The sequence below is a fragment of the Longilinea arvoryzae genome (assembly GCF_001050235.1).
Taxonomy (GTDB): Bacteria; Chloroflexota; Anaerolineae; order Anaerolineales; family Anaerolineaceae; genus Longilinea; species Longilinea arvoryzae.
Genome location: NZ_DF967972.1, coordinates 2339817 through 2363967, shown reverse-complemented (window position 1 = coordinate 2363967; position 24151 = coordinate 2339817). Strand labels below are relative to the sequence as shown.

Below are 24151 nucleotides of genomic sequence, written 5' to 3'. Positions count from 1 at the left end.
AGGAGAGAAAGAAAAGTAATGAAGAAGTTAAGTCTATTGCTTGTCAGTGTGATGCTCTTCGGGCTGCTCGCTGGATGCGCCGCTCCGACTGCCACTCAGACCCCGACCACCGCTCCGGTTGCAACCAGCGCCCCGACCGAAGCCCCAACGGCTGAGCCAACCGCGATCAGCGCGCCGGTAACGCTGAACATCATGGCTGCCGCCTCGCTCACCGAAGCCTTCAACGAGATTGCCCCGGTGTTCGAAGCTGCCCACCCCGGCGTCACCCTCGTGTTCAACTTTGCTGGCTCGCAGCAGTTGGCCCAGCAGCTCACCAGCGCTGCCCCGGCGGACGTCTTCGCGAGCGCCAACGATAAACAGATGGGTGTCGCCGTGGACGGCGGCCGAATCGACAAAGACACACCGGTTCCCTTTGTCCAGAACGCTCTGGTTGTCATCGTGCCTGCAGATAATCCGGCTGGCATCACCACATTGGCTGACCTGGCCAAATCCGGCATCAAGCTGGATCTGGCGGCCAAGGAAGTCCCGGTTGGCCAGTACGCTCTGGATTTTCTGACCAAGGCTGACAAGGATGCCACACTGGGCAACGATTATTCCGCCAAGGTTCTCGCCAATGTGGTCAGTTACGAAGAAAACGTGAAGGCCGTATTGACCAAGGTTTCCTTGGGCGAAGCTGACGCCGGTATTGTCTATTCGACTGACGCCGCCACCCTGCCCGACAAGGTCAAGCAAATCGAAATTTCGGATGATTTGAATGTGATCGCCAATTACCCGATCGCCGTCGTGAAAGACAGCGCCAACGCTGAATTGGCTCAGGCTTTCGTCGACTATATTCTTTCCGCTGATGGACAGCAGGTGCTCCAGAAATACGGCTTCCTGCCGGTGAAGTAGGGGGAACAGCAAACCGCGGGAGCTGAATGATCAGTCCCGCGGTTCTTTTTAATTAATTTCCTTTTACCCGATCCAAGCCATTATTTGATCGATCAATTCCGGTAACGCCGCCTGAACGGGCGGCGTCAGGTTTTCTCCCAGCTCGAAACTCTGGGCTTCGACCGTGAATAGAACCGCCTGCGGTTCATAACCATAGAGTTGGCCGGCCAGTGCGACCAGACATTCGGGGGCCACATGATGGCTCAACCCGCCAGTCTGAACTGCATCCGATCTGACCGGCCGTTGGCGGATCGTTCCGGCTTCGCGGCCGTGGCTCTCGGAACTGGCATCGATGAAAGCAACTCGATCTGCCCTGGCAATTTTCTCGGCCAGTTCCGGAACCAGCTGGTGGTTGGTTATGGCCTCGCATTGCCCGCAAGGCAGCCGTGTTAGCAGCGTTTCGACCGCGCGAAGGCCCAAACCATCGTCCGTTCGCAGCGGGTTGCCATAGCCGATCACCAGCTTTTGTCCCATATCAGTCGTCTCATTTATCCGCGGGCAATGCGGTCGATCACAGTTCCTTCCGGCGAACGCAATTGAACGTCCAGGGGCATTTCCCCGGCGGCATGCGTCGAGCAGGCCAGGCACGGGTCGAAAGCGCGGATGACGGCCTCGACTGTGTTCAACATGCCTTCGGTCAATTTGTCACTGCGAACAAAATGGCGGGCCACCTGCAGGACACCTTTGTTCATCGCCAGATTATTATTGCCGGAGGCGATGATCATGTTGGCTTTTTCGACCAGTCCGTCCTCGTTGACTTTGTAATGGTGGAACAGGGTGCCGCGCGGAGCCTCGGAAACCCCAATGCCTTCCAGGTTGTTGACGCCCGCCTGGGCGCGAACATTTTTGGAGAGGATATCCGGCTCGTTGAGCAATTGTTCGATGCGCTCGATGCCATACAGAATCTCGATCAGGCGTGCATAGTGGTAGTGGAACGAACTCAATACCGCGCCCTTATCCAGGCAGTGGAATTCAGCCAGTTCCTGATCGGCCATTGGCGTGCCGCATTCGTTGGCGATATTCATGCGGGCCAACGGGCCCACCCGGTACATGCCGTCCGGGTAACCGGCCGGTTTGTAATACGGGAACTTCAGGTAGGTCCAGGGCTCCACTGCTTCGCCAATGTAGCTGTTGAAATCCACCGGGTCGAGCTGGTCGGCCAGGATACTGCCGCGCGGTGTGACCACGCGGATATACCCGTGATAATGCTCCAGCCGGCCATCCTTGCTCACCAGGCCCAGGAAGAGGCTGGGGAAGTTGGCGAAGGTCCGGATGTATTCCTGATACTGATCCATACTGCGCTTGAACCAGTCCAACGTGCGCTTGATGATGGTCATCATCTCAGGAATTTCGCTCAAAATGACCTCGCGCACGGCCGGGTCCAACGGGCTGGCGACGCCGCCGGGCACCACCCAGGCCGGGTGGATGCGTTTTCCAGCCATGCGTTCGATGGTCTGCTGGCCAAACTGGCGCAGGCGGATGCCATCGCGTACGATCTGTGGATCTTTTTCGGCTACGCCAAGGATATTTCGCTTGGCGGGGTCCGAATTCATTCCCAGCAGCAGATCGGGCGACGACAGATAGAAAAAGTTCAGGGCGTGCGACTGAATGATCTGCGCCAGGTTCAGGATTTTGCGCAGAGCAATGGCCGTCTCAGGGATGCGCACGGATAAGATCTGATCGCAAGCCTTGGAGGCGGCAATTTCATGGCTCACCGGGCAAATGCCGCAGGTGCGCGCCGTCAGAGATGGCATTTCATAGAACGGGCGGCCTTCGACGAACTTTTCGAAGCCGCGCACCTGGGTAACCGAGACTTGAGCGTCCTGCACGTCGCCGTGCTCGTTCAAGATCAAATTAACCGTGGCATGCCCTTCGATGCGGGTCACGTGGTCGATGTTGATAATCTGTGTCATGTCCTCTCCTATGCCCCGAATCGCGTGAGCTGGGTCAAATCGGGAATGCGTCCTTCCACCAGTTCGCTCAGGGCAAAGAAAATTGTCTCAGCGGAAGGCGGGCAGCCTGGAATGAACAGATCCACGTTCACTGCCTGGTGTAAAGGAATTGCGTTTTCCAGTAATTTCGGCACCACCTGGGTCGGGACCTGGGCGTTCAGAGCGTCCTTTTCCAAATAAACCGTTTTCAACATGGCTTCGGCGCCAAACGGATTGCGCATCGAGGGAATATTGGCCGTGACCGCGCAATCGCCAAACGCCACCAAAACCTTGGTGCGCTCGCGAATGGCGCGAATTTTATGCAAATCCTCCTCGGTGCTCAACGCGCCTTCCACCAGGGTGATATCCACATCCGCGGGGAATTCCTTCTGGTCGACCAGCGGGCTGAAGACGAGATCGACCTTTTCGGCCAACGCCAGCAGGCGCTGATCGATATCCAGAAAGGACATGTGACAGCCGGAGCAGCCGTCCAGCCAGATTGTTGCCAAACGTTTCTTGGTGTTCATGCTTTCTTTCCCTCCCGGCGCATAACCAGATAAGGAAGGAACTGGCGGCGCTTTGCCATTTCGGCGACGGATTTTCCTTTTTCAGCCAGTGCGCCTGTCGGGCACACCTGTACGCATTTACCACAGTTCGTACACGTCATCGAATCTCCCCAGGGTTCATCGAAATCCGTGATGACCAGGGTATTCAAGCCGCGGTTTCGAATATCACGGGTGTGTGCGCCTTCGATTTCATCGCACACGCGAACACACCGCCCGCACAGGATACAGCGGTTGTGGTCTACCTCATATTTAAGGTTCGAACCGTCCACCTGGAACAGCGGGTGCAGATAATCATAGCGAATATGTGTGACGCCCAGGCGCTGCGCCATGGCCTGCAGGTCGCAGTGTCCGTTCGAAACGCACACCGCGCAGACGTGGTTGCGTTCAGAGAAGATCAGTTCGATGATCATCTGGCGATATTTCAATAGCCGCGGGCTGTCCGTCACAATTTCCATGCCTTCTTCGATCTGCAACACGCAGGCCGGCAGCAGGCGTGGGCTGCCCTTGGTTTCGACCATGCACAAACGGCATTGTCCGGTCGGCGTCAGCCCGTCCAGGTTGCACAGTGTGGGGATGTCGACGCCATTCTGGCGGGCAACATCCAGCACGGTTTCACCGGCGGCGCCGCTGACCTGCTTGCCATCGATCGTCAGTGTTTTTACAACGCTGTTGGGAGTCATTCAGTCACCTCCGCTTTTGCGGGTTCTTTTTTCATTTTGTCCAGGTATTCCTGGCGGAAATAACGCAGCGTACTGACGATCGGGTTTGGCGCGGCCTGACCCAGGCCGCACAGGCTGGAATTGCGCACCATATCGCACAGTTCTTCCAGTTTGGTCATATCCTCTTCGGTCGCAGTGCCATCCAGGAATTTCCCCAATATCTCATACAGTTGAGTGGTCCCCACGCGGCACGGGACGCACTTACCGCAGGACTCATCCCGGCTGAATTCCATGAAAAAGCGCGCCATGTCGATCATGTTGGAGCTTTCATCCATGACGATCATGCCGCCCGAGCCCATGATCGAACCCAACTTCTTGAGGGATTCGTAGTCGACCGGGGTATCCAGGCATTCCTCCGGGATACAGCCGCCGGAAGGGCCTCCGGTTTGCACGGCTTTGAATTTTCGCCCGTTCGGGATGCCGCCGCCGATTTCGAAGATGATTTCGCGCAGGGTAATTCCCATGGGGACTTCGATCAAACCGGTGTGCTTGATCTTTCCGGTCAGGGCAAACACCTTGGTGCCCTTACTGTTCTCGGTGCCAATTCGCGCGAACCATGCGGCGCCATCGCTGATGATGTTGGGGACATTGGCGAACGTTTCCACGTTGTTGATCAACGTCGGATGCTCCCACAACCCGGATTGCGCCGGATAGGGTGGGCGGGGGCGCGGCATGCCACGATTGCCCTCCACCGATTGCATCAGCGCGGTTTCTTCACCGCACACAAACGCGCCGGCGCCCAGGCGCAGATCCAGCTTGAAGCTGAAGGGCGTGTTGCAAATATTCTGGCCGAGCAGGCCCATTTTTTCGGCCTGGCGAATGGCCGTGCGCAGGCGTTTGATGGCCAGCGGATATTCGGCGCGAAGGTAAACCACGCCCTGGCTGGCGCCGATCGCATATGCCGCGATCGCCATGCCTTCCAGAACGCGGTGCGGGTCGCTCTCAAGAATCGAGCGGTCCATGAATGCGCCCGGGTCGCCCTCGTCTGCGTTGCAGACCACGAATTTCAAATCGCCGCCTACCTTGGCAACCGTGCTCCATTTCAGGCCGGTCGGATACCCGCCGCCGCCGCGCCCGCGCAGACCGCTGTCGAGCACTTCCTTGATCACCTGGTTGGGAGAGAGATCAGTAAGCGCCTTGAGCAACGCGCTGTAACCGCCCTGGGCGATGTAATCTTCGATCCGTTCCGGGTTGATCTGGCCCGTATTTTCGAGCACGTTCTTTTCCTGACGATAGAAAAACGGCTGGTTGGTGTCGATCAGTTTTTCTTTGATCGGCTCGCCGTCCAGACTGTCCAATATTGCCGGTACATCCTCGGGAGTCATTTCGCCGTAAAGCAGTCCTTCCGGCTGGATCGACACAATCGGGCCCGCTGCGCATAATCCCATGCAGCCGACCTTCATAACGAAAACTTCATTTTCCAACCCGCGTTCCTGGATGGCTGCTTCCAGGTCTGTCAGTATCTTTTCGCTGTTGGCCGAAACACAACCCGTACTGGCGCACACGTGAATAATATGTTTGTACTTCGCCTGGGCGGCCTTTTCGTTTTCGATGATTTCGAGCAGTTCTTCATGCGTCATGGCTTAACCACTCCCGAATCCTGACCTTCATGTCTTCAATTGAGAGCTTTCCGACCACATTCCCATCCAAAATCATAACCGGCGCAAGGCCGCAGGCGCCCACGCAACGCGCCACGGTGAAGGTCAGATTGCCATCCGGGGTCGTTTCGCCTGGCTCAAGGCCATATTCAGACTTCATGAATTCGACGATTTCACCCGAGCCTTTGACAAAACATGCCGTTCCGGTGCACACCGAGAAAACATGCTTGCCCAACGGTTTCATATTGAAGTGATTGTAAAAAGTTGCCACTCCCAGCACTTTGCTGTGCGGGACATTCAGGCTGTCCGCCACATAAGCCAACGCTTCCGTGCTGATGTGACCAAAGGCTTCCTGGATGGTATGCAGCGTTTCGATCAGCGCCGATGGAGCATAACCATGTCGGCGCATGGTCGCCTCGACGATTTTCCAACGTTTATCGTCACTCGGAGGAGCTGGTTTGGTATTTGTTTTGATCATGCTGTTTCTCTCGTTTAGAAGAATTTTTGCGTGAACATGCGGAAGAGATCGCTTTCAGTCAGGATGCCGATCAGCGCGCCGCTTTCATCGACCACCGGCAAACTATGGATTTTGTTCTCCAGCAGTTTTTGAGCGGCATCCGTAATCGGTTGGTCCGGCCGGATCGTAATCAAATCATGCGCCATCAATTTCTCCACCGGTTGGGTGAGAATTTTCAACGAAATTTCCTGGTTGAAGCGATTCATTAGGGAGGAAGGATCTGCGCTCATCACATCGGTGCGCGTCACAATCCCGACCAGATTGCCATCCACCAGCACGGGCAGGGAACGAATGCGCTTTGTGCCCATCAAGCGATGGGTTTCCAACAGGCTGGTATCCGGATCGATGGTGACAACTTCACGGATCATATAATCGCTGACGGGGATATCCTGTTTCAGCTCTGGCAATTCAGCCAGGATCGCACGAAAGATATCGGACGTCGTGAGAATGCCAATCAACACGCCCTTTTCATCCAGGACGGGCAGCGCGGTGATTTTATTCTCCATCATCGAGCGAGCCGCCTTGGGCATGGGTGCATTTTGAGGAGTCGTGATGGGCGTTCTGGTCATGATGTGGCCGATCAGTTCTTCTTTCAGATCGGTTCCACTCCGCCCCTCCACGCCAATCAAGGTTGAAAAGTCGATGCGCAGCAAACCCCGCTTGGTGACGATCCCGACCAAACGACCGGCTTCCACAACCGGCAAAGCGCGGATACTTTCGGCGTTCATGATTCGACGAGCGTCAGCCAGGTGAGTATCGGGGGTTACAGTGATCACCGGCGAAGACATCCAGTTGCGAACAATTCCTTGGTTCATTTTTCTCCTCTTGATAATGAGACAGACCAAGTATAAAAGTTCGCCACGACTTATACATCGTGCTAAATTTCACATTTGACCGCTTAGAACTGAGCAATTTTTTTTATTTTTTCTCAATATAAATAACGACCCAAGCTCATTTAAAATAAAAAGCCGCGATTGCGGCTCAATGGAACGGCTTGGCAGATGATTTAAATTTGAACGTCTGTATCATCCAGGGCGACCAATCCCTTGCGCAGCGCGTAGAGCGCCGCCTGGGTCCGGCTGGTCAGGTTGAGTTTGGATAGGATTTTACTGACGTGCGTGTTGACCGTGGCGTTGCTGACCACCAGTTGCTGGGCAATTTCGTGGTTGCTCAGGCCCCTGGCGATATATTTCAGCACTTCCATTTCACGCTCGGTCAATTCCTCCACCTGCGGGTTGGTTTCACCACTGTCGGTTATCTGCTTGAGGAGCTGCCGCGTAACGACCGGGTGCAGAGATCCTTCGCCGCGCGCCACCTGATGAATGGCGCGGATCAGATCGGTCGAATTCGAATCTTTGAGCAGGTAACCGATCGCGCCCGCATTCAGGGACGGCAGGACCTTGTCATTCGAGCTGAAGCTGGTCAATACCAATACCTGTACCCGGGGCGTGCGCTGCTTGATCAGGCGGGTGGCCTCGATCCCGTCCATTTCCGGCATGACCAGATCCATCAACACCACGTTCGGCTGCTTTTCGATTACCAGGTCCACTGCTTCGCGGCCGTTGCCGGCTTCTCCTACCACCAGTAAATCGGGTTCGGTTTCCAGCATGGCAATGATCCCTTTGCGGACCACCATGTGATCATCCACAACAACAATACGAATCGGATCGCTCATAAATGCACCTCAACTGTGATACTGGTCCCCGCTCCGGGCGCGCTTTGAACTTGCAGGTGAGCGTTTAGCGCATTGGCTCGTTCGGTCATCGTCTTCAAACCCATTCCGCCGCCGCCGACCGCAGCCATATCGAAGCCATTTCCATCATCTTCGATTTTCATCAACAATGTCTGCCCGCTTTGAATCAGGTGAACGCTGATGTTCTTGGCACAGGAATGTTTTACCACATTATTCAGCGCTTCCTGAGCGATTCCATACAATCCTTCTTCCAGATCCGCCGGAAGCGGCGCACTGACGCGCCATTTAAAGGCCGGCCGGAAACCAAGCTTTTCTTCCACGGAGAGCAAACGTTGCTCCAGGGCTTCCTGCAGCCCTTTTTCTTCCAATACCGGCGGTCGAAGCTCATAGATCATCAGCCGCATTTCGTTGAGCGCGTCCTTGGCCGATTGGCTCAGGTTTTGCAAATGCCGCTCCACGGCGGCCAGGTCGTTGGTTTTCAATTTCCGCAGCGCGGCCTCTGAATACATCGCCATGGCGTACAGGAGCTGGTTGACCGAATCGTGCAGTTCGCGCGAAAGGCGCTGGCGTTCCTGGATTACCGCCATCTCCTGGACCTGCCGGGCCATGCGGGCGTGCTCCACTGCAACCGCTGATTGGTCCGCCAACAATTGTAAACGGTGTACGTCCGAGCTTTCGAAGCCGTGCTGCTGATGGATCACCCCCAGCGCGCCAATAACGATGCCCTCCACCTTCAGTGGGATGGCCAACACCGAGCAATTCTTTTCGGTCCCCGGCTGATCCGGGAGCGAAATCCGGTTCAACAGGATCGGCTCGCCGCGTGAAATGGCCGCTCCCAGCAGGGAATCTTGCAGAGGATGCCGGCCCACATTCTCGATCACCTCGCCTGCCGCCTGCTCGACGCGAATCCATTCAGCGCCTTCCAATAATCCGATCAGACTCCCGGAAGCGCGGCTCATGCGCAATGCTTCCTTGCAGATGATATCGATCACTTCATCCAGGTCGAGCCGTTGCAGCAGCGCCAGGGTGATCTGGTGCATGCTCTGGCTTTCCTGCAGGCGCATGGACATGTCTTCGGACATCTGCGCATTTTCCAGCGCCAGCGCGATGATCGATCCGACCGTCTCGGCCAGCGTGACCTGCTGGCGGGTGAACGGTTTGCCGCGTTGGTAGCGTATGCTGATCACCACGGCAATGACCTCATTGTGATTTACAACCGTGGTCGCAATCAGGGCTTCCGCCCCCAGGAAGGTTGCGATCGAAGGCAGAATGCGTTTATCCTCTTGAACCTGGTTCGAAAGAAATGTCCGCGGATTGTTCAACAGAATCGCTGCCAGCAGATCATTGCTCTCGTCCAGTTTGTTTTCGAGAAACAGCCTGCGTTTCTCATCTGAAACCAATCCGGTCACCAGGAAGGGAAGCATCACCTGGTCGAGGGATACCAGATAGATGAGGCAATTATCCGCATCGATCGTCCGCATCAGGTCACCGGCAGCCCGCGATATAACCTGATGAAGATCGAGCGGGAAAATGTGCTCGACATTGCTTTCTTTATCTACAACAGTCTGGTTTCCCATCCGTCTGCCATCCCTGGAATCAGGTTAATTATACCAATGGCATGACCGCAATTCAGGCTTTGCCCAGTCCAATTCCATATCCCTTTTACTCCCGTCAGAAGGGATTGGCGCGATTGCGCCTCACCAACGGGAAGTTGTTTGGTATAATCCACTTGCTTCGCCCGACGCCAGGGTTGGGCTTGCCTTTAGGATTTGCGAAGGACGGGATGAAACCCATTCGCAGGTTCGATTGGCACCTTAAAACGGCCATAGCGTTGATAAAGATCCCCCCGGACAGGGTTTGCAGCAGGCGGTGTTCCCGGCAGCGTAGGTTGCCCCGAGCGCCTTTTTTTTGCCCTAAAGCCAGATGGCGGAAGATTTTCAACCTTTGGACGGGCTACAGCCACCCCCGTGGAAAAGTGACAACCAAGACCGGGCCTGATTCCGGCATGGTGATCACGAAGATTTTTACATTATAGGAGAGGAATGGACACACAACGTTTTTCGTATACCTCGCCCAAACTGGAATTACGGTCTTGCCCGGAAAAAGGCGGCTTTGGTCTGTTTGCCTGCCAGCCCATTTCGGCCGGTGAACTGCTGGCCTTCTGGGGTGGGCAGGTGGTGACCACCGAACAACTGGATGAGTTACCGGTCGAGCGGCAGACTCACGGCATCCAGGTCGATGAAGATCTCTATCTGGTGCCCGCCGTACACGGTGACCCTTCCGATTATTTCAATCACTCGTGCGATCCCAACTGCGGTCTGGGTTCGCCCGTCTCGATGGTTGCCATTCGCGACATCACCATCGGCGAAGAAGCCTGTTATGATTACGCGATGAGTGATTCAAGCGATTACGATGAATTCGAATGCCACTGCGGAACCCCGGCCTGCCGGAAACACATCACCGGTCGGGATTGGATGATCCCGGAACTGCAGAAACGCTACTTCGAGTACTTCTCACCTTACCTGCAGCGGCGCATCAAAAGCATGCACCCCCAATCCGGAAATGGTTTCAAACCGGCTGTGGAAGTGTCGAAAGAAGCCAAAGCCTCGCATTAGGTTTCGATCCCCCAGGGATCAAAATCGCCTGGATCGTGTCCAGGCGATTTTAATTTTATGCGAATGACCGGAAAACAAATTGACTATGCGAATGTCTGAATAACCCGAGCCATATGCATGGCATGCTTCAGGTACAGATCCAGGCGGATGTTCTCATTCGGTGCATGCGCCAGGGTGCCCGGATAACCCATTCCGGCCGTTACCACCGGGAGATGCAGCGCCTCGATGAACAGGTGATTTGGACCAGAGCCGCCCGTCATCGGTACGATCTCCATTGGCATGTCGTACACGTCGGCCGCTTCCTGCACCACCAGGCGAACGAAAGGATCTTCCGGGTTGGTACGGGCGGGTGACTCACTGCCCAATAAATCGATTTTTACATCCTGGAAGCCCTGCGCATCCAGATGCAGACGTAATAATTCCAACACCTCTTCCGGCGATTGGTCAGGCACCAGGCGGAAATCGACCTTGGCGCTGGCCCGGGCGGGCTGTACCGTCTTGGAACCCCGCCCCTGATAGCCGGCTGTCAAACCGCAGATGGTGCAGGTCGGCTCGAAGACCTCGGCCAGGCGCAGCTCGACGCCGCCGGTCAGGCCTTTCAGGAATTCCTTCAGTCCATACCGTTCGCGATATTCGTCCGCGGTCTCCGGCAGGGCATCCATCAATTCCCGGTCTCGAGCGTTGGGCGGCTTCACCGTATCGTAGAAACCCGGGATACGAACGCGTTCATCCGGTCCCTTCAATGAATTGAGCGCCCACACCAGCCTCCAGGCGGCATTGGGGAAGATCGAACCGCCCGTTCCGGAGTGAACGTCCTGATTGGCCGTCTCCACGCTCAATTCCACGTAACAAATACCGCGCAACCCAAGATACTGCATGGGCGCGTCCCGGTGGTCGACCCCGCCGAATTCCCACACGCAGGCGTCCGCGGCCAGTTTTTCCACATTTTCGTGAACGAAATCCTTGAGGTGCACACTGCTGGCCTCTTCTTCGCCCTCGATGACGAATTTGATGTTGCAGGGCAATTCGCCCGCTTCAGCCAGCAGCGCGTCAATGGCAAACAGACGGCTGGTAATGTGGGCCTTGTCATCGCTCACGCCCCGACCATACAATTTTCCATCCCGCAGGGTTGGCACGAAGGGTTGGCTGTCCCACAGCTCCAATGGTTCAGCCGGCTGGACGTCATAATGATTGTAGAAAAGCAGCGTCTTATCGCTGCGCCCTTTTCGTTCGCCAAATACGACCGGCGCGCCGCCGGTGGGGATGATCTCGGTCTGAAAACCGCGATTCTGCAGCATCTGCGCCACCAGTGCCGCGCATTCCGGTAAGCCCAGGTTTTGAGCCGAAACGCTGGGCTGCGCGACCAGGCGCGAGAGTTCGGCAATGCTTTCATCGAGGTGGTCTTGCAGGTATGCGTCGATTGCCGTTCGTCCAACCATGTCATTCTCCTGGAAATTATTTGATTTTCATTGGGGTAGAAATCTGCTCAGGACATCCCCGCCATAGGCAAAGAGCAGCATTTTGATCGTTTTGCCCAACCAGCACCATAATAAGAATCGCCATATCGGCATTTTTAATCCACCTGCCAGAATACCCACCACATCGAACAGCGGATTGGGAATGATTGCGACGACCAGCACGGTTGCGTCGCCGTAGCGTCGCATCCAGTTCTCGAGCCGGTCAGTCCACTGGCTGCGAGTCACCACCCTTTGCCCGCTGTATCCGGCCAGATAACCGGACAATTCCCCCAGAGCAGAACCGCAGCCGGCTGCGATCGCGACCCAGAAGGGATTGAAAATCGCGCCCATGGCAGACGTGAACAGCACGCCCGGCACGGGCAGGATCAACGAAGCGTTCGAGAGCAGCGAAACTAAAAAAATGCCGGGGTAACCCAGCGCTTCAAGTTCATGAATGTGGCTTCGATAGACAAACAGAAGAATGGACAGCGCGATCACAAACACCAGCACCAATAGGCCCCGAATGCGCTGGCGGTCTTCAGGCTTCATCGCTCCCCGTCCCGATCCTCACTCTTCAACAGGGCTTCGATGCGCGCAATGACCATATCCAGGGCGACCTTGTTCATACCGCCTTCCGGGATGATTACATCCGCGTAGCGCTTGGAGGGCTCGACGAATTCCAGATGCGATGGTCGAACGGTGGCCAGATACTGGCGAATCACGTTCTCGGTCGTGCGCCCACGTTCGGATAGATCCCGTTGCAGACGGCGAATGAAGCGCAGATCAGGATCCGTGTCGACGAAGATCTTGACATCGAACAGACTGCGCAATTCCGGATCGGCGAAAATCAAAATACCCTCCACCAGGATTACACGCCTGGGTTCGACGTGAATTGTTTCGGCGGTACGGGTATCGGTTGTGAAATCATATACCGGGAGTTCGACCGGCTTCCATTCGCGGAGCGTGCGCACATGCTGGATCAGGAGTTCATTTTCAAATGAATCCGGATGGTCGAAATTGATCTGGTCGTGCCGTTTACCGGGTAAATCCCGCACGTCGCGGTAATACGCATCGTGCGGAAGGTATGCAATTCGTTGCCTGCCCACCCGTTGAAGAACCGCATTGGCTACGGTCGTCTTGCCTGAACCGGATCCGCCGGCAATGCCGATTACGAGGGGTGGCTTATGGATGGGCATAGAAGGATTATACCCAAAAATGGGTTTGGATTTGAGGTCAAATCGAAGACCTTAATGATTTGTAAACCTCGCACACTCGAACCAACCCGGAAAACTGGCCGCAGGATCAGTTATTGGGTCCTTCATCGGACTCGAATCCTGGACCGGCAAACAATTTCACACCCGAATATTCTCCTGCAAGAGACAAACCGTGCAAACGGGTTCGATCGCCGCAGATCGTGCAAATAATGGCGCAGGGATGAAAAGCCGGATCGATATAGCGCTCGAGATCCGGATTGGTGTACAAAGATTCCAACCGATACCCGGATTGGGGTGCATCCAACAACCACCAGAAGAGATATTCCGGGTCATGCGAATCGATCCGCAGGCCAACATCCTTACAACCCAACCTTTGTAAATCATCGGTCATCTGCGAGTAGGGTCGAATAAGATCGTAATGGTTGGCAAAAAGCGAATTCATGGGCGATTCGAAGAGGATGCTTCCTCCCGTACAACCCAGGATGGGCTTGCAAGGGATGGAAAACGGTTCGACCTTTTCCTTCATCGCGATTAGGGGATGCGAGCGGTTGAATAATACCCATGGTAATGCTGCAAGAATCAAGATGAAGACCAGAGATAATTTCACAGCCTGCCAGGTTCGATAAATCCAACGCCGGCGTGAAAGGAACGAGTCCCCTGAATTGGTAGCTTTTTCGAAACGCGGAAATTCCAATGCCGCGCCGACCAGCGGCGAGAAGAGAACGAACAACGGCAACTGGTAGCGAACCCCGTACGCATCCAGGTGAACCACCAGGGCCATCATGGCAAATGATCCCAGTACGGTCGCCAGATAACCCCATAAACGTCGGTCGGGGTCTTTCCTCCATGAGAATGGCAAAATCAACAACCCCAGCGCCAGGATGATGACGTGCAAGGGATTTCCCGCCGTATCTTCATGGTTCCAGCCCCAGATCATGGAAAAATTATTCATCCGTGGATCGATCGGACCCAGCCGGGTCCGAATGGTCTGAATGATCGGGTTATTGATTTGATCGAAGGGCGAACTGAAATTCATGGCCACTTGTGCGATGAGGGATGAAAATAACTTCCCCACACTCATCGATCCAGCGGTCATATTCGAAATCCAATCTGAAGGGCCAAGCGGATTGCCAAAGGATTGCAGATTTCGGATCCAATATCCGCCGTTCAGCGCAATGATCGATAGCCCGATGATTCCAAACAAGAGCAGGGTTCGCCGCCAGGCTTTCTTCCGATCGACCTGTCGCCAGATCCAGCGCAGGCTGGCGTACAGGAACAATACACCAAAGGGTAAAGCGAACGGATAGAATGTACCCTTGGTGAGTGCGCCCAGGCCGACCGCCAACCCCAGCATCAAAGCTTCCAGCACACTCAATGGGCGCGTGAGGGCGCGGACGCACAACCAGGCCATGGCCGCCAACCAGAAAGCTACCCCATAATCGTTTTGAGTGCTGACCGATTGCAAAACCCCCATCGGCAGGCTGAACACAAAAGCGACCGCGATCCACCGACCGTGCCTTTTGATTCCCAATTCAGAAGAAATTTCACACACGGCCACCAACGAGGTCAACATGGCGCCCCACTGCACCAGACCGGCCAACTGATCATTCCCCCACAACAGACGCAAATGGAGAATGACTTCTTCGGCCCAGATCGGATTATAGAGTTGGGGAACAAATCCCGTGGCGTAATGTTGCAGGCTGGCATCTTGAGCCCAGTGAACGACCCGGGCCAGGTGATATTGCAGCGAATCGTTATTACCGGAAGGTGAAACGATCAAGATGAGGAGCAGCGCGCCGGAAAGCAGCGCCAGCACGCCCGCCAGCACATAATCACCGGGTTGGATACACCGCCAGGCGACGCCCATACGGCGCAGGCCGCGTTTTAAGAAACCCGATCGAAAACCAAAAATTGAGAGCAGGATGAAGGCAAGTCCCCAGCTCAGCCCCACCCCGGTGGTCGTGAGAAAATGCGCCAGGCTTAACAGCTCTGAAATAACCGCCAGGTAGGCGCCCCAGCAGATATTCGCCAGAATCACCGCAGAGCCCGTGGAATGAGGATAGATAGCCGAGCGGGCGTCCTGCTCCGATCCGCCCAGCCAAAACAATACTGCCAGGATCCAAACGAATATGGGAAGAATGATTAACATGTATCCAAACATTATAATTCAAAAAAGAAACCTGACTTTCCCGTCGCCCTTTTGCGTTCAAGTCTGTTTTTGCGCTGAGTCTTGATGGCGAATTCGTAGTAGACTTGCCAGATCATCGGTAATACATGCACCCAATGTGTTTATAAAATACAGGTTCAAATCTCGATTTACGAAATTTTTCCAGGGGCGACGATTTTTTTCGCTCAATATTGATGCACCCTGTGGTAATATACCAGCAGATCATTCTTTTTCACATCCATTCGATGGACGCAGGCCCCATACAGGTGCGGAAAAGAAACAAACCTGATGGATTTTCATCACCCCCCACGCCATATTCTAATCCAGGCGCGCGGCATTTCCCGGGTTTAAATCACATGAGCCACCGAAGGGATTTGAACCCATGACCTGGCGTTTACGAAACGTCTGCTCTACCAACTGAGCTACGGTGACGTGGAAAAAATTATACCAGCACCCATGCGGATTTTGCAAGGTTTCACTTTATGATTAATGTTGCCATGCTTTCGTATCACACCTGCCCGTTGGCGACGCTCGGCGGTAAAGACACCGGCGGGATGAACGTTTATGTGCGCGAGCTTACCCGCCACCTGGGGGGATTGGGCATTCACGTCGATGTGTTCACCCGTTCGCAGGATGAACACGTTCCTCACGTGTTGCACGACCTGGGCTATGGCAACCGCGTCGTTCACGTCCTGGCCGGCCCCGAAGTTCCCCTGCCCAAGCCGGAATTGGTGAACTATCTGACCGAGTTTGTGGATGGAATTCAAAGGTTTGCCGCTGAGAAAGGTATTCACTACGACCTGATCCACAGCCATTATTGGATGTCAGGCGTCGCCGCCATGCAACTCAAGGCGGAATGGAATCTGCCCATCCTGCATATGTTCCACACACTGGTATTGATGAAAAACCGGGTCGCGCGCACGCCGCAGGAAATGGAAGGCGGCTACCGCATCGATGGCGAGTATCAGGTTCTTCGGGCAGCTGATCGCATCATCGCGGCCACACCCGCCGAGTTGTCGCAACTCCAATTTCTCTATCATGCCGATAAGTCAAAAATCACGGTGATTCCGCCGGGTGTGGATACCAGTCATTTTTACCCCATTCCACCCGATGAAGCTCGCGCCGTCATCGGTATTCATCCGCACGACCGCATGATCCTGTTCGTCGGGCGGATCGAGCCGCTCAAAGGCGTCGAGACACTCATTCGCGCCATCGCACTGTTATTCAAGGACCGGATCATCTCCGGCTGCCCGCATTACCTGGCCATCGTGGGCGGCGATCCTGCCGTCACCCCCGAAATGGAAAATACTGAAATGGCGCGTCTTCAGGCGCTGTGTCACGACCTGGGGGTGGACGACCTGGTGTTGTTCCTCGGCAAACGCGCTCAGGATACGCTGCCCTACTATTACAGCGCGGCCGAAGTGGTGGTCATGCCGTCGCATTACGAGTCTTTTGGCATGGTTGCCCTGGAGGCCATGGCCTGTGGAACCCCGGTGATTGCTTCTCAGGTGGGCGGTCTGGCATTCCTGGTGCAGGACGGCGTCACCGGTTATTCCATACCGGACGACGACCCGCAGGCCCTGGCTGAAAAACTCGCCCTGTTGGTTTGCAACCCGGAGTTGCGCAACCAACTGGGGCAGCAGGCCGCCGATTATGCCCGCGGTTATGACTGGAGCATTATCGCCCAGCGGATGTCCAGCGTGTACCAGGAATTACTGGCGGTCCGCGCCTAGAGTAAGATGGCCAGCAAAACTTCAAGGACCACCAGAGTCGAGAACCACAGCCCGATCGCCATGCGCATGCGCTGAATGCGTTCGCGGCTTCGCCAGATGATCGAAATCAGGGAAATCACAATTCCGAGCCCGCCCAGCCCGGCCGTGATCCAATACGCCAGCTCCACCTGCGGAAAATAACCCGCCAGAAATTCCTCGCCGGATATCAAAAAACGCGAAATCCAATTCAGAAAGAACACCAGCATGAACCAGCGTACCGGCAGGGGAAACACGCGCCGCCAGAGAATGGTCGAGATCAAACCAAGGATGAGAATAAAAGGCACGGCGTTCAAGGACGTCAATCCAGCGCCGCTCAAACGGTCGGTGACTTCAAGCGCCATCCAGGTCAGCATGCCGCCCGACAACCCATACCAGGCCCGCCGCACCATCGGCCGGTTCTCAGGCAGCGAACGCTCAAGAGTCACCACGCCTCCAGCCAGCAGGATGAGCATATAGACCAATAAACCCGGCCGGCTGAAACGGTTTTGGATGGGTAAAATCAGGAGACTCGGAACGAGAATCAGCAACTGCATCACGAACGCTGGCAGTAGGCCATCGCGCAATTTACTGACCCAATCCCATTTCCACAACGGCCCACTGATGATGATCGGCCCGTCTTCCAGATGAATGGCCGGCGTTTCGAACGTCGATCGTTGGGTTATGCGCATGAGTGCTTTTTTTCCGAGTCGTTCCATACTCCTCCCGATCACTTTTTGGGTGGTTTTTCAAGACCGCGGCGAACCACTTTTTTACCAAAGCGAGCCCGCAGATCATCCACCGCATCCAATAAACGGCGTTCTTTTTCGGTCGGGGTGTCCCATAAACTTAATTGATGAATATGTTCGTTCAACCCGCTCACCCCAACCCCCATCAATCTTACCAGTTTTTGTTCCGGCAGCCATAAATGGTCGAATAAATGCAGCGCGGTCTCGTAGATTACGCTGTCCTGATCGGTCGGCTGGGAAAGCGTCGTTTGCCGGGTCAGGGTCGAGAAATCACTCCACCGGATCTTGATTTTGACCGTGGAAGCGGTCAGACTGTCCTGGCGCAGCCGGTAAGCCACCTGCTCCGAGAGTTCGCGCAGGGTATTGTGCAGCCGTTTCTGGTCACGAAGATCGCGCGCGAAAGTGGTTTCCTGGCTGATCGATTTGACATCGTGCTCGGTAATCACCGGGCTGTCATCGATACCCCGGGCATGCAAAACCAATTCATGTCCGTACTTGCCAAATTCACGCTCCAACAATCCGGCCGGCGCCTGAGTTAACTGCCCGATGGTCAGGATGCCAAATTCGGCCAGGCGCGCGCCGGTCTTGGGACCGATGCCCCATAACGCCTGCGCCGGAAGCTTTGCCAGAAAGGTCTCCTCCTCTCCCGGGGGCACGACGGTGATGGCATTCGGATATGTGCCGCTGCCGCGATGCGAGCTCTTCCCATAATCATTGGCGATCTTTGCCACCAGTTTGTTCGTCGCCACGCCCAACGAACAGGGCAAATTGCATTCCCTGTGAATCGTCGCCTGGATTTCCTCGGCCAGCGTTCGACCGTCTTTTGGTAAATCGGTGAGATCCATAAAAGCTTCATCGATCGAAACCTGTTCGAACAATGCTGTATAGCGCCGCAAGATATCCATCACCTGGTGCGAGGCTTCTGAATAGGCCGAATAATTGCCGGAAACAACGATCAATTGCGGGTAGATACGCAGCGCGCGCGCCATCGGCATGGCCGAGTGTATGCCGAATGCCCTGGCTGGATAGGAGCAGGATGACACCACCCCGCGTGAATCGGCTCGCCCGCCGACCGCAAAGGGTTTCCCGCGCAATTCAGGGTGATGGAGTTCTTCCACCGCGCAGAAGAAAGCGTCCAGATCAAGGTGGAGGATCTTGCGCACTCTCATGATTCAAAGTGTATCCACCTCCGGCCGTCAGGTCAATCCAAACCCGATCGTTTCATGGAACGTTTGGCCTTTCAAGCGGATCAACCGTTCACATTCGGATCATCGTGCACCAGCAAACGCTGCTCGTAAATCCGGCGAATGGTTGTTTCGAGATCCGGGCGGCGCACTTCGAGATCCAGCACTTCATAATGGCGGGTCACCCGTTGGATCATCTCCGGGGCCGAGATCTGGTGCGGATCGAAGGTGAAAATCAGCCGCTGATCCTGAACTACGGGTAAGGGTAGTCCCTCGATGGGCGCTACCGGATCTTTTCCGGCCACCATGACCGCCAGTTGCCGACCGGTTTCGAAACGTTCCACCAGCCTGTCAAGGGCGCCATCGTACAGGATGTGTCCCTGATCGAGAATCATCACCCGATCGCACAGCCGCTCGATATCCGTCAGGTCGTGCGTGGTCAACAGGACGGTCGTCCCGCGTTCGCGGTTGAGATAATGGATAAAATCTCGAATTCGCTCTTTTGCGACCACATCCAATCCAATCGTCGGTTCATCCAGAAACACCAGTTGCGGCTCATACAGCAGCGCGGCCGCCAGTTCGGCGCGCATACGTTGGCCCAGCGACAAAGAACGCACCGGGGTTTCGATGAAATCGTCCATTTCGAGCAACTCGCGAAATTCTTTCAGGTTTGCGTCGAATCGCGCCTTCGGGACTCGATACATATCGCGCAGCAGATCGAAGGAATCGGAGACCGGCAAATCCCACCACAGCGTATAGCGCTGGCCAAACACAGCGCCGATATGGGCCACGTACGCCGTGCGGTCTTTCCAGGGGATGAAACCCGCCGCGCGCACCTCACCGCTGGTGGGCACCAGCAGGCCGGTGAGAATCTTGATCGTCGTCGATTTACCGGCCCCATTCGGCCCCAGATAACCGACCAATTCGCCCGGAAAGACGGAAAAGCTGATGCCGTTCACTGCCCGGATGGTTCGTTTGACCGGCGCAATAAAACTGCGCAAGGTCGAGAAAGTTCCACTGCGTCGTTGGTTGATTTCGAAGGTCTTGAACACATTGGCTACACGAATTATTTCGCTCACGGTCTGCCTCGCTTATGTACCCGTGCTCTGGTAATGCTTCAACCCGAATGACCAAAACAGCAGCGCTGCCGTTCCCATGCCAATCGCCACAAACGGGGCCAGAAAAGGCGCGAATGCCGGAAATCCCAATGGATCCGGTTTCCCCAAAATAAACAGCGCCGGATAATAATTCAAAAAGATCATCGGCACGATGTAGGTAAACACACGCAATATCCAACCCGGGTAGATGCTCATCGGATAGGTCATCAACTCCACACCGCCGTAGGTCAGCATATTCATCGCTTCGATGCGCTCGACCGTCCAGAAGGTGATGGTCGAACCGATCAGAAACAGTGCCCCCATACTAACGACCTGGCTGAGGATCACGACCGGTATGAACAGTATTTTTCCGACCGTCCACTGGATGTCCGTGAGCAGAAAGGCCGCCGTCAAGACCAACAAACCCTCGGAGATGCGGCCCAACCGGCGCAGCAGGAAGCGTGAGCCGAATAACTGGACCATCAGGTTTACAGGCCGCAGCAGGTACTGGTCCAACCTGCCCAATCGCACCATCGGGCTGAAGTAATCCGGGTCGATTCCGCTGCAAATCATATCCATCAGCGCGAAGGAGGTCTCGGCCATGCCAGCCAACAGGGCCACCTCGCCGATGGTCCAGCCTGCAATGTTCCCAAACCGGCTCAGGACCAGCGCGAGGGTGAAAATGCCGATGCCGTTGCCCAGCAATGTCGCCAGAAAATCCATCCAGAACGATAAGCGGTACTGCATCTGCGAACGCAAATTCGCGCTCAACAGGTGCAGGTAAAGGCGGAAATTCCAGCGCAGCTCATCCACCCTGCACCACCAGTTTGCGGATGCCCGCCCGGTAGATCAACTGGCCGGCCAGAACCAGCCCGCCCAGCCAGATCGCCTGCCGCAGGAGTTCCAGCCCGATGCTGCCGCCCTGGATCGTCCCCAGAAAAATGCCCACGGGCGTGTTGACGATCGATGGAAACGGCGTCATTTTGCACATCGCGCTGAACCAATCGGGCAGAAGCTGCAGCGGAAAGAGAAAGCCGGAAAGGAATTGGGTCAACAAAAAGAGAATCCGGCTGATACCGATCGCATCCGGAGTCCAGAATGAGGCCAGATTGACCAGGAAACGCCAGCTAAAGCTGAGCAGATAGCTGAGGACCAAAGAAAGTCCAAATGCCAACCACTGGATAAATCCCTGCGGCAGGATAATATGAAAAAAAAGCGCGAAAAGCGCGAAAAAGAAGATACCGCGTACCAGCAAATTGACGAGCGCCCGACCAAGGTCCTTCCCCAACCACAGCACGAAATAGTCGATTGGCCGGAGCAAATCTCCGGCCACCGCGCCAGTCGTGACGCTCAGGATGATCTCGGTATAGCCGAACAGCATCAGGAACATGATCATCGCCTGGGTCAGTCCGGCGAAGGTGATCGCCCCCTCCATCGAAAGGCCGTTGACGGATTTCTGGCCGTTATATAAAGCCACCATGACGGCTACCCGCAGCATGCCAAAGAAAAGGTTGGTCGCCAGTCCGGCCAGCATGGCCGTCCGGTAGGTCAACTGCTGCCGAAAAGAGATTTGAACCAGCCGCCCAAAAACCTTCACGCCGCCTCCGCAGGCTAAGTATTATATATGCACCTTTCGCCCGGGAAGGCCAGTTTTAAGTCAAAGACGGTTTGAAAATTCTGGCCGTCCGCGTCAGGCGGCCAGATCCGCCTGAATACTCTGAATTCGGTCCACTGGATTGGGATCGGCGCCGTAGATCATGGCCAGATAATAGGCAAAATAATCACCGTAGTGCAGCGCCGTCCACATCTGTTCCATTGCACTGTCGCCTCTGGCACTGATGATATCCGTGGGAATGCCCTCCAGCATCAGCGTGCGCTGGGTCAGTTGCGTCCGCAGTTGGTTGCGCGGATGATCCCTGGAGCCGTGCAGAAATATCGCATACGCCTTCGGGACCAGGTCCGGCGGATTGGCGACGCCTTCGACGGTGTTGTAATCTGCCTCGGGTAGGACATCGAATTGCGCCCAGGTTTTCGCCAATTCGCCTAACTGGCTTTTCCAGCGCCGTGCCACGACCGCGAGCGATCCGGAGCCAAACACGCTCACCCAGCGTTCCACCACCTGTCCGGCCAAACGCTTGGCCGAATTCTGGCGCGTTGGAACTTCCGAGCCAATTTGCATCTGTTGGGCCTGCATGGCCTCGATGGTCGCCATCAGGTCCCGCGCCGGATCCGGAATCAACCCCAGTCGGAAAAACAGCGCCAAAAGCAGGCCAAAGAACCAACCCACCGAAGCGCGTGGGGGCCCGGCGAATTCGACGCGCCAGATCGGAATGGTATTCTTCTCAGCCAGTTCCAACAGTTGCCCACCCCGGGTGAAAGCCATGACCGCGCATCCATTCCGTCGAGCGGCTTCGAGCGCCGCCAGGGTTTCCTCCGCATTTCCAGACAGGGACATCCCTACCACAAGGATTTGCCCGCCTTTGGCCCAGGCGGGCAGGTCGTAATCCCGGTGCACGAAAATCGGGAGCGGGCATAGCCCAGCGGCGTAAGATGCAAACAGATCGCCAGCCATGACCGAACCGCCCACCCCGGTCAAAATAATGGCGCGGTAGATCCGATTTTCGGGTAATGGCAACGACAGCCCGGCACGATAGGCGCTCTCAAGTTGGGCCGGCAAACCGTCGATCCAGGCGAGCATGTTCTCCCCATCCACTTCGTGAAAAAGCGTTGGATGGTCGAGATCCAGTTGGATTCCCATGACTTCCTCCGTATGGAAGGCAGTTGTTTCAGGGGACAGACCAGGTATTAAAATCCAGCCGGATTCCATCCTGGTTCAGATCAGCCAGACGGGCAACACCGGCCATTCCCTGATCCGTTTGATAACAAAAGTAGGATCCCGGCGCCAATTCAGCGAGGGCAACCGCTTCCGTGCCCTGGACAACCAGGCGGCAGTCGTCAAGCGTAGGGCTCCCATTTCCGGCGGAACCGAGAATGGCGCCCGGACCCGGCTGCAACACGAAGGACCCGCTGGTGTTCATCAGGCCCATATCCCCTGCGCCAGCGGATGTCTTTTCGCCGGTATCCAGGTTGATGCCCTCACCCGGCAACAAATCCACCGAACCCTGGACCAGTGTGACCGGCGTGGCTGTTGGTTCAGGTGCCTGGGTCGGTTCGACGGTTGCCGCATCTTCAACGATGATTCGCACCCAAAACGGAGCGTTGCTGGCAGGCCCGATGCCAAACAATTGTGCATCGGCGTTACGTAGCTTCCAAAAACTTTGCATAACCCCGGCTTCGGCTGGCGCGGTCATATCCACCGCGATATCGACGCTCTGGCCAACTTCAACCGGATGTGACAGATTCTGTTCTGAAATGGACCCCATCCGATCGCCGGAAAACCATACCACGGCATAATCCGTGGTCCACGGGCACGAGCCGGTATTTACCAGACGCCACACCTTGGTAAAAGCGCTCCCGGCTGAGATAACGGTATCGTCTGGGATTGTGACATCGATCGGGCGGCCGGCAGCGGCTGAATCACAGGGTGCGGATGGGGTGGTTGTAAGCGCCAGAATATCCGGCCCGGCCGTGGCAGCGTTGGCGGAATCGAGAGTAAGGGTTTGATTGGGATCCAGGGAAAGGGCCGCGGTTTGCGTCAATGCAACGGTAATGGTCTGAATGGCACTGGGAGTTCCCGCGCCGGTTGGTACTTGTAATCCCGAGATACGGTCGCAGGAGACCATTCCCAGGGAGATGAAGCAGAAAACCACAATGAACAGATTTCTTTTCATACTGGCAATAAGAATTGCTCCAGAATTCGATTTTACCCCAAATTCGCATGAATTACGGTGTCAGGATGCTGATCTTTTTAGAATAAAATAATACAAATGAGGTATTATTACATCAATATCTGAAGTGTATTTTCAGCCTTGCGGTAACCAAGCAATCGTTTACAGAGGAGACGGG

The 24151-nt window shown here is 55.6% G+C and carries 23 protein-coding genes and 1 tRNA gene; 3 read left to right on the top strand and 21 right to left on the bottom strand.

Features of this window, described 5'->3' with window-relative positions:
* The first annotated feature begins 18 nt into the window (after window positions 1–18).
* Entirely contained in the window at window positions 19–891 is an 873-nt protein-coding gene (modA, locus tag LARV_RS10495) for a molybdate ABC transporter substrate-binding protein (RefSeq protein WP_075073591.1), read from the top strand.
* Window positions 892–954: 63 nt separating this feature from the next.
* Here modA and LARV_RS10490 read toward each other — a convergent pair whose 3' ends face one another.
* From LARV_RS10490 to LARV_RS10450, 9 genes are all read right to left on the bottom strand, one after another.
* Window positions 955–1404, bottom strand: a complete 450-nt coding sequence (locus LARV_RS10490; RefSeq protein ID WP_075073590.1) for a hydrogenase maturation protease — start codon at window positions 1402–1404, stop codon at window positions 955–957.
* A gap of 14 nt (window positions 1405–1418) precedes the next feature.
* Window positions 1419–2843 (bottom strand): Ni/Fe hydrogenase subunit alpha, encoded by a 1425-nt coding sequence (locus LARV_RS10485; protein WP_075073589.1) that lies wholly within the window; start codon window positions 2841–2843, stop codon window positions 1419–1421.
* 8 nt (window positions 2844–2851) lie between these two features.
* A complete protein-coding gene (locus LARV_RS10480; protein ID WP_075073588.1) occupies window positions 2852–3388 on the bottom strand; it encodes an NADH-quinone oxidoreductase subunit B family protein in 537 nt (178 codons plus the stop codon).
* Window positions 3385–4107, bottom strand: coding sequence for a bidirectional hydrogenase complex protein HoxU (gene hoxU / locus LARV_RS10475; protein WP_075073587.1), 723 nt, complete (start codon window positions 4105–4107; stop codon window positions 3385–3387). Before hoxU ends, LARV_RS10480 begins: the two co-directional genes overlap by 4 nt.
* Complete coding sequence (gene nuoF / locus LARV_RS10470; protein ID WP_075073586.1) at window positions 4104–5726, bottom strand: NADH-quinone oxidoreductase subunit NuoF; 1623 nt, start codon at window positions 5724–5726, stop codon at window positions 4104–4106. The genes hoxU and nuoF overlap by 4 nt, the downstream gene beginning before the upstream one ends.
* Window positions 5716–6222 carry an NAD(P)H-dependent oxidoreductase subunit E gene (locus tag LARV_RS10465; protein ID WP_075073585.1) on the bottom strand — a complete coding sequence of 169 codons (507 nt, stop codon included), beginning with the start codon at window positions 6220–6222 and terminating at the stop codon, window positions 5716–5718. The genes nuoF and LARV_RS10465 overlap by 11 nt, the downstream gene beginning before the upstream one ends.
* Before the next feature lie 14 nt (window positions 6223–6236).
* Window positions 6237–7076 (bottom strand): CBS domain-containing protein, encoded by an 840-nt coding sequence (locus LARV_RS10460; protein ID WP_075073584.1) that lies wholly within the window; start codon window positions 7074–7076, stop codon window positions 6237–6239.
* A 191-nt stretch (window positions 7077–7267) separates the two neighbouring features.
* Entirely contained in the window at window positions 7268–7936 is a 669-nt protein-coding gene (locus LARV_RS10455) for a response regulator (protein ID WP_075073583.1), read from the bottom strand.
* Window positions 7933–9531, bottom strand: a complete 1599-nt coding sequence (locus LARV_RS10450) for a sensor histidine kinase (protein ID WP_075073582.1) — start codon at window positions 9529–9531, stop codon at window positions 7933–7935. Before LARV_RS10450 ends, LARV_RS10455 begins: the two co-directional genes overlap by 4 nt.
* Window positions 9532–9996: 465 nt before the next feature.
* Here LARV_RS10450 and LARV_RS10440 point away from each other — a divergent pair, with 465 nt between their 5' ends.
* Window positions 9997–10569 (top strand): SET domain-containing protein, encoded by a 573-nt coding sequence (locus LARV_RS10440; RefSeq protein WP_075073580.1) that lies wholly within the window; start codon window positions 9997–9999, stop codon window positions 10567–10569.
* A gap of 83 nt (window positions 10570–10652) precedes the next feature.
* Here LARV_RS10440 and LARV_RS10435 read toward each other — a convergent pair whose 3' ends face one another.
* From LARV_RS10435 to LARV_RS10415, 5 genes are all read right to left on the bottom strand, one after another.
* Window positions 10653–12008 (bottom strand): M20/M25/M40 family metallo-hydrolase, encoded by a 1356-nt coding sequence (locus tag LARV_RS10435; RefSeq protein ID WP_075073579.1) that lies wholly within the window; start codon window positions 12006–12008, stop codon window positions 10653–10655.
* Window positions 12009–12035: 27 nt separating this feature from the next.
* Window positions 12036–12575: a VTT domain-containing protein gene (locus tag LARV_RS10430; protein WP_075073578.1), complete on the bottom strand. Its 540-nt coding sequence runs from the start codon at window positions 12573–12575 to the stop codon at window positions 12036–12038.
* Window positions 12572–13222, bottom strand: coding sequence for a uridine kinase (gene udk, locus LARV_RS10425; RefSeq protein ID WP_075073577.1), 651 nt, complete (start codon window positions 13220–13222; stop codon window positions 12572–12574). Before udk ends, LARV_RS10430 begins: the two co-directional genes overlap by 4 nt.
* Before the next feature lie 106 nt (window positions 13223–13328).
* Window positions 13329–15389, bottom strand: a complete 2061-nt coding sequence (locus LARV_RS10420) for an ArnT family glycosyltransferase (RefSeq protein ID WP_075073576.1) — start codon at window positions 15387–15389, stop codon at window positions 13329–13331.
* Between the two features lie 377 nt (window positions 15390–15766).
* Window positions 15767–15839 (bottom strand) — tRNA-Thr (locus LARV_RS10415).
* 50 nt (window positions 15840–15889) lie between these two features.
* Here LARV_RS10415 and LARV_RS10410 point away from each other — a divergent pair.
* Complete coding sequence (locus tag LARV_RS10410; protein ID WP_236709956.1) at window positions 15890–17140, top strand: glycosyltransferase; 1251 nt, start codon at window positions 15890–15892, stop codon at window positions 17138–17140.
* On the opposite strand, the gene LARV_RS10405 is transcribed toward LARV_RS10410, so the two are convergent.
* From LARV_RS10405 to LARV_RS10375, 7 genes are all read right to left on the bottom strand, one after another.
* Window positions 17137–17874, bottom strand: a complete 738-nt coding sequence (locus tag LARV_RS10405; RefSeq protein WP_152031774.1) for a hypothetical protein — start codon at window positions 17872–17874, stop codon at window positions 17137–17139. The two genes, LARV_RS10410 and LARV_RS10405, sit on opposite strands and share 4 nt — an antisense overlap.
* A gap of 11 nt (window positions 17875–17885) precedes the next feature.
* Window positions 17886–19073, bottom strand: a complete 1188-nt coding sequence (gene dinB, locus LARV_RS10400; protein WP_075073574.1) for a DNA polymerase IV — start codon at window positions 19071–19073, stop codon at window positions 17886–17888.
* A gap of 80 nt (window positions 19074–19153) precedes the next feature.
* Complete coding sequence (locus LARV_RS10395; RefSeq protein ID WP_201785909.1) at window positions 19154–20167, bottom strand: ABC transporter ATP-binding protein; 1014 nt, start codon at window positions 20165–20167, stop codon at window positions 19154–19156.
* Window positions 20168–20179: 12 nt separating this feature from the next.
* Complete coding sequence (locus LARV_RS10390) at window positions 20180–20998, bottom strand: ABC transporter permease (RefSeq protein ID WP_075073573.1); 819 nt, start codon at window positions 20996–20998, stop codon at window positions 20180–20182.
* Window positions 20991–21782 (bottom strand): ABC transporter permease, encoded by a 792-nt coding sequence (locus LARV_RS10385; RefSeq protein ID WP_083522486.1) that lies wholly within the window; start codon window positions 21780–21782, stop codon window positions 20991–20993. Before LARV_RS10385 ends, LARV_RS10390 begins: the two co-directional genes overlap by 8 nt.
* A 93-nt stretch (window positions 21783–21875) precedes the next feature.
* Window positions 21876–22943: an SIS domain-containing protein gene (locus LARV_RS10380; RefSeq protein ID WP_075073572.1), complete on the bottom strand. Its 1068-nt coding sequence runs from the start codon at window positions 22941–22943 to the stop codon at window positions 21876–21878.
* Between the two features lie 28 nt (window positions 22944–22971).
* Window positions 22972–23976 (bottom strand): NBR1-Ig-like domain-containing protein, encoded by a 1005-nt coding sequence (locus tag LARV_RS10375; RefSeq protein ID WP_075073571.1) that lies wholly within the window; start codon window positions 23974–23976, stop codon window positions 22972–22974.
* Between the last annotated feature and the right edge of the window lie 175 nt (window positions 23977–24151).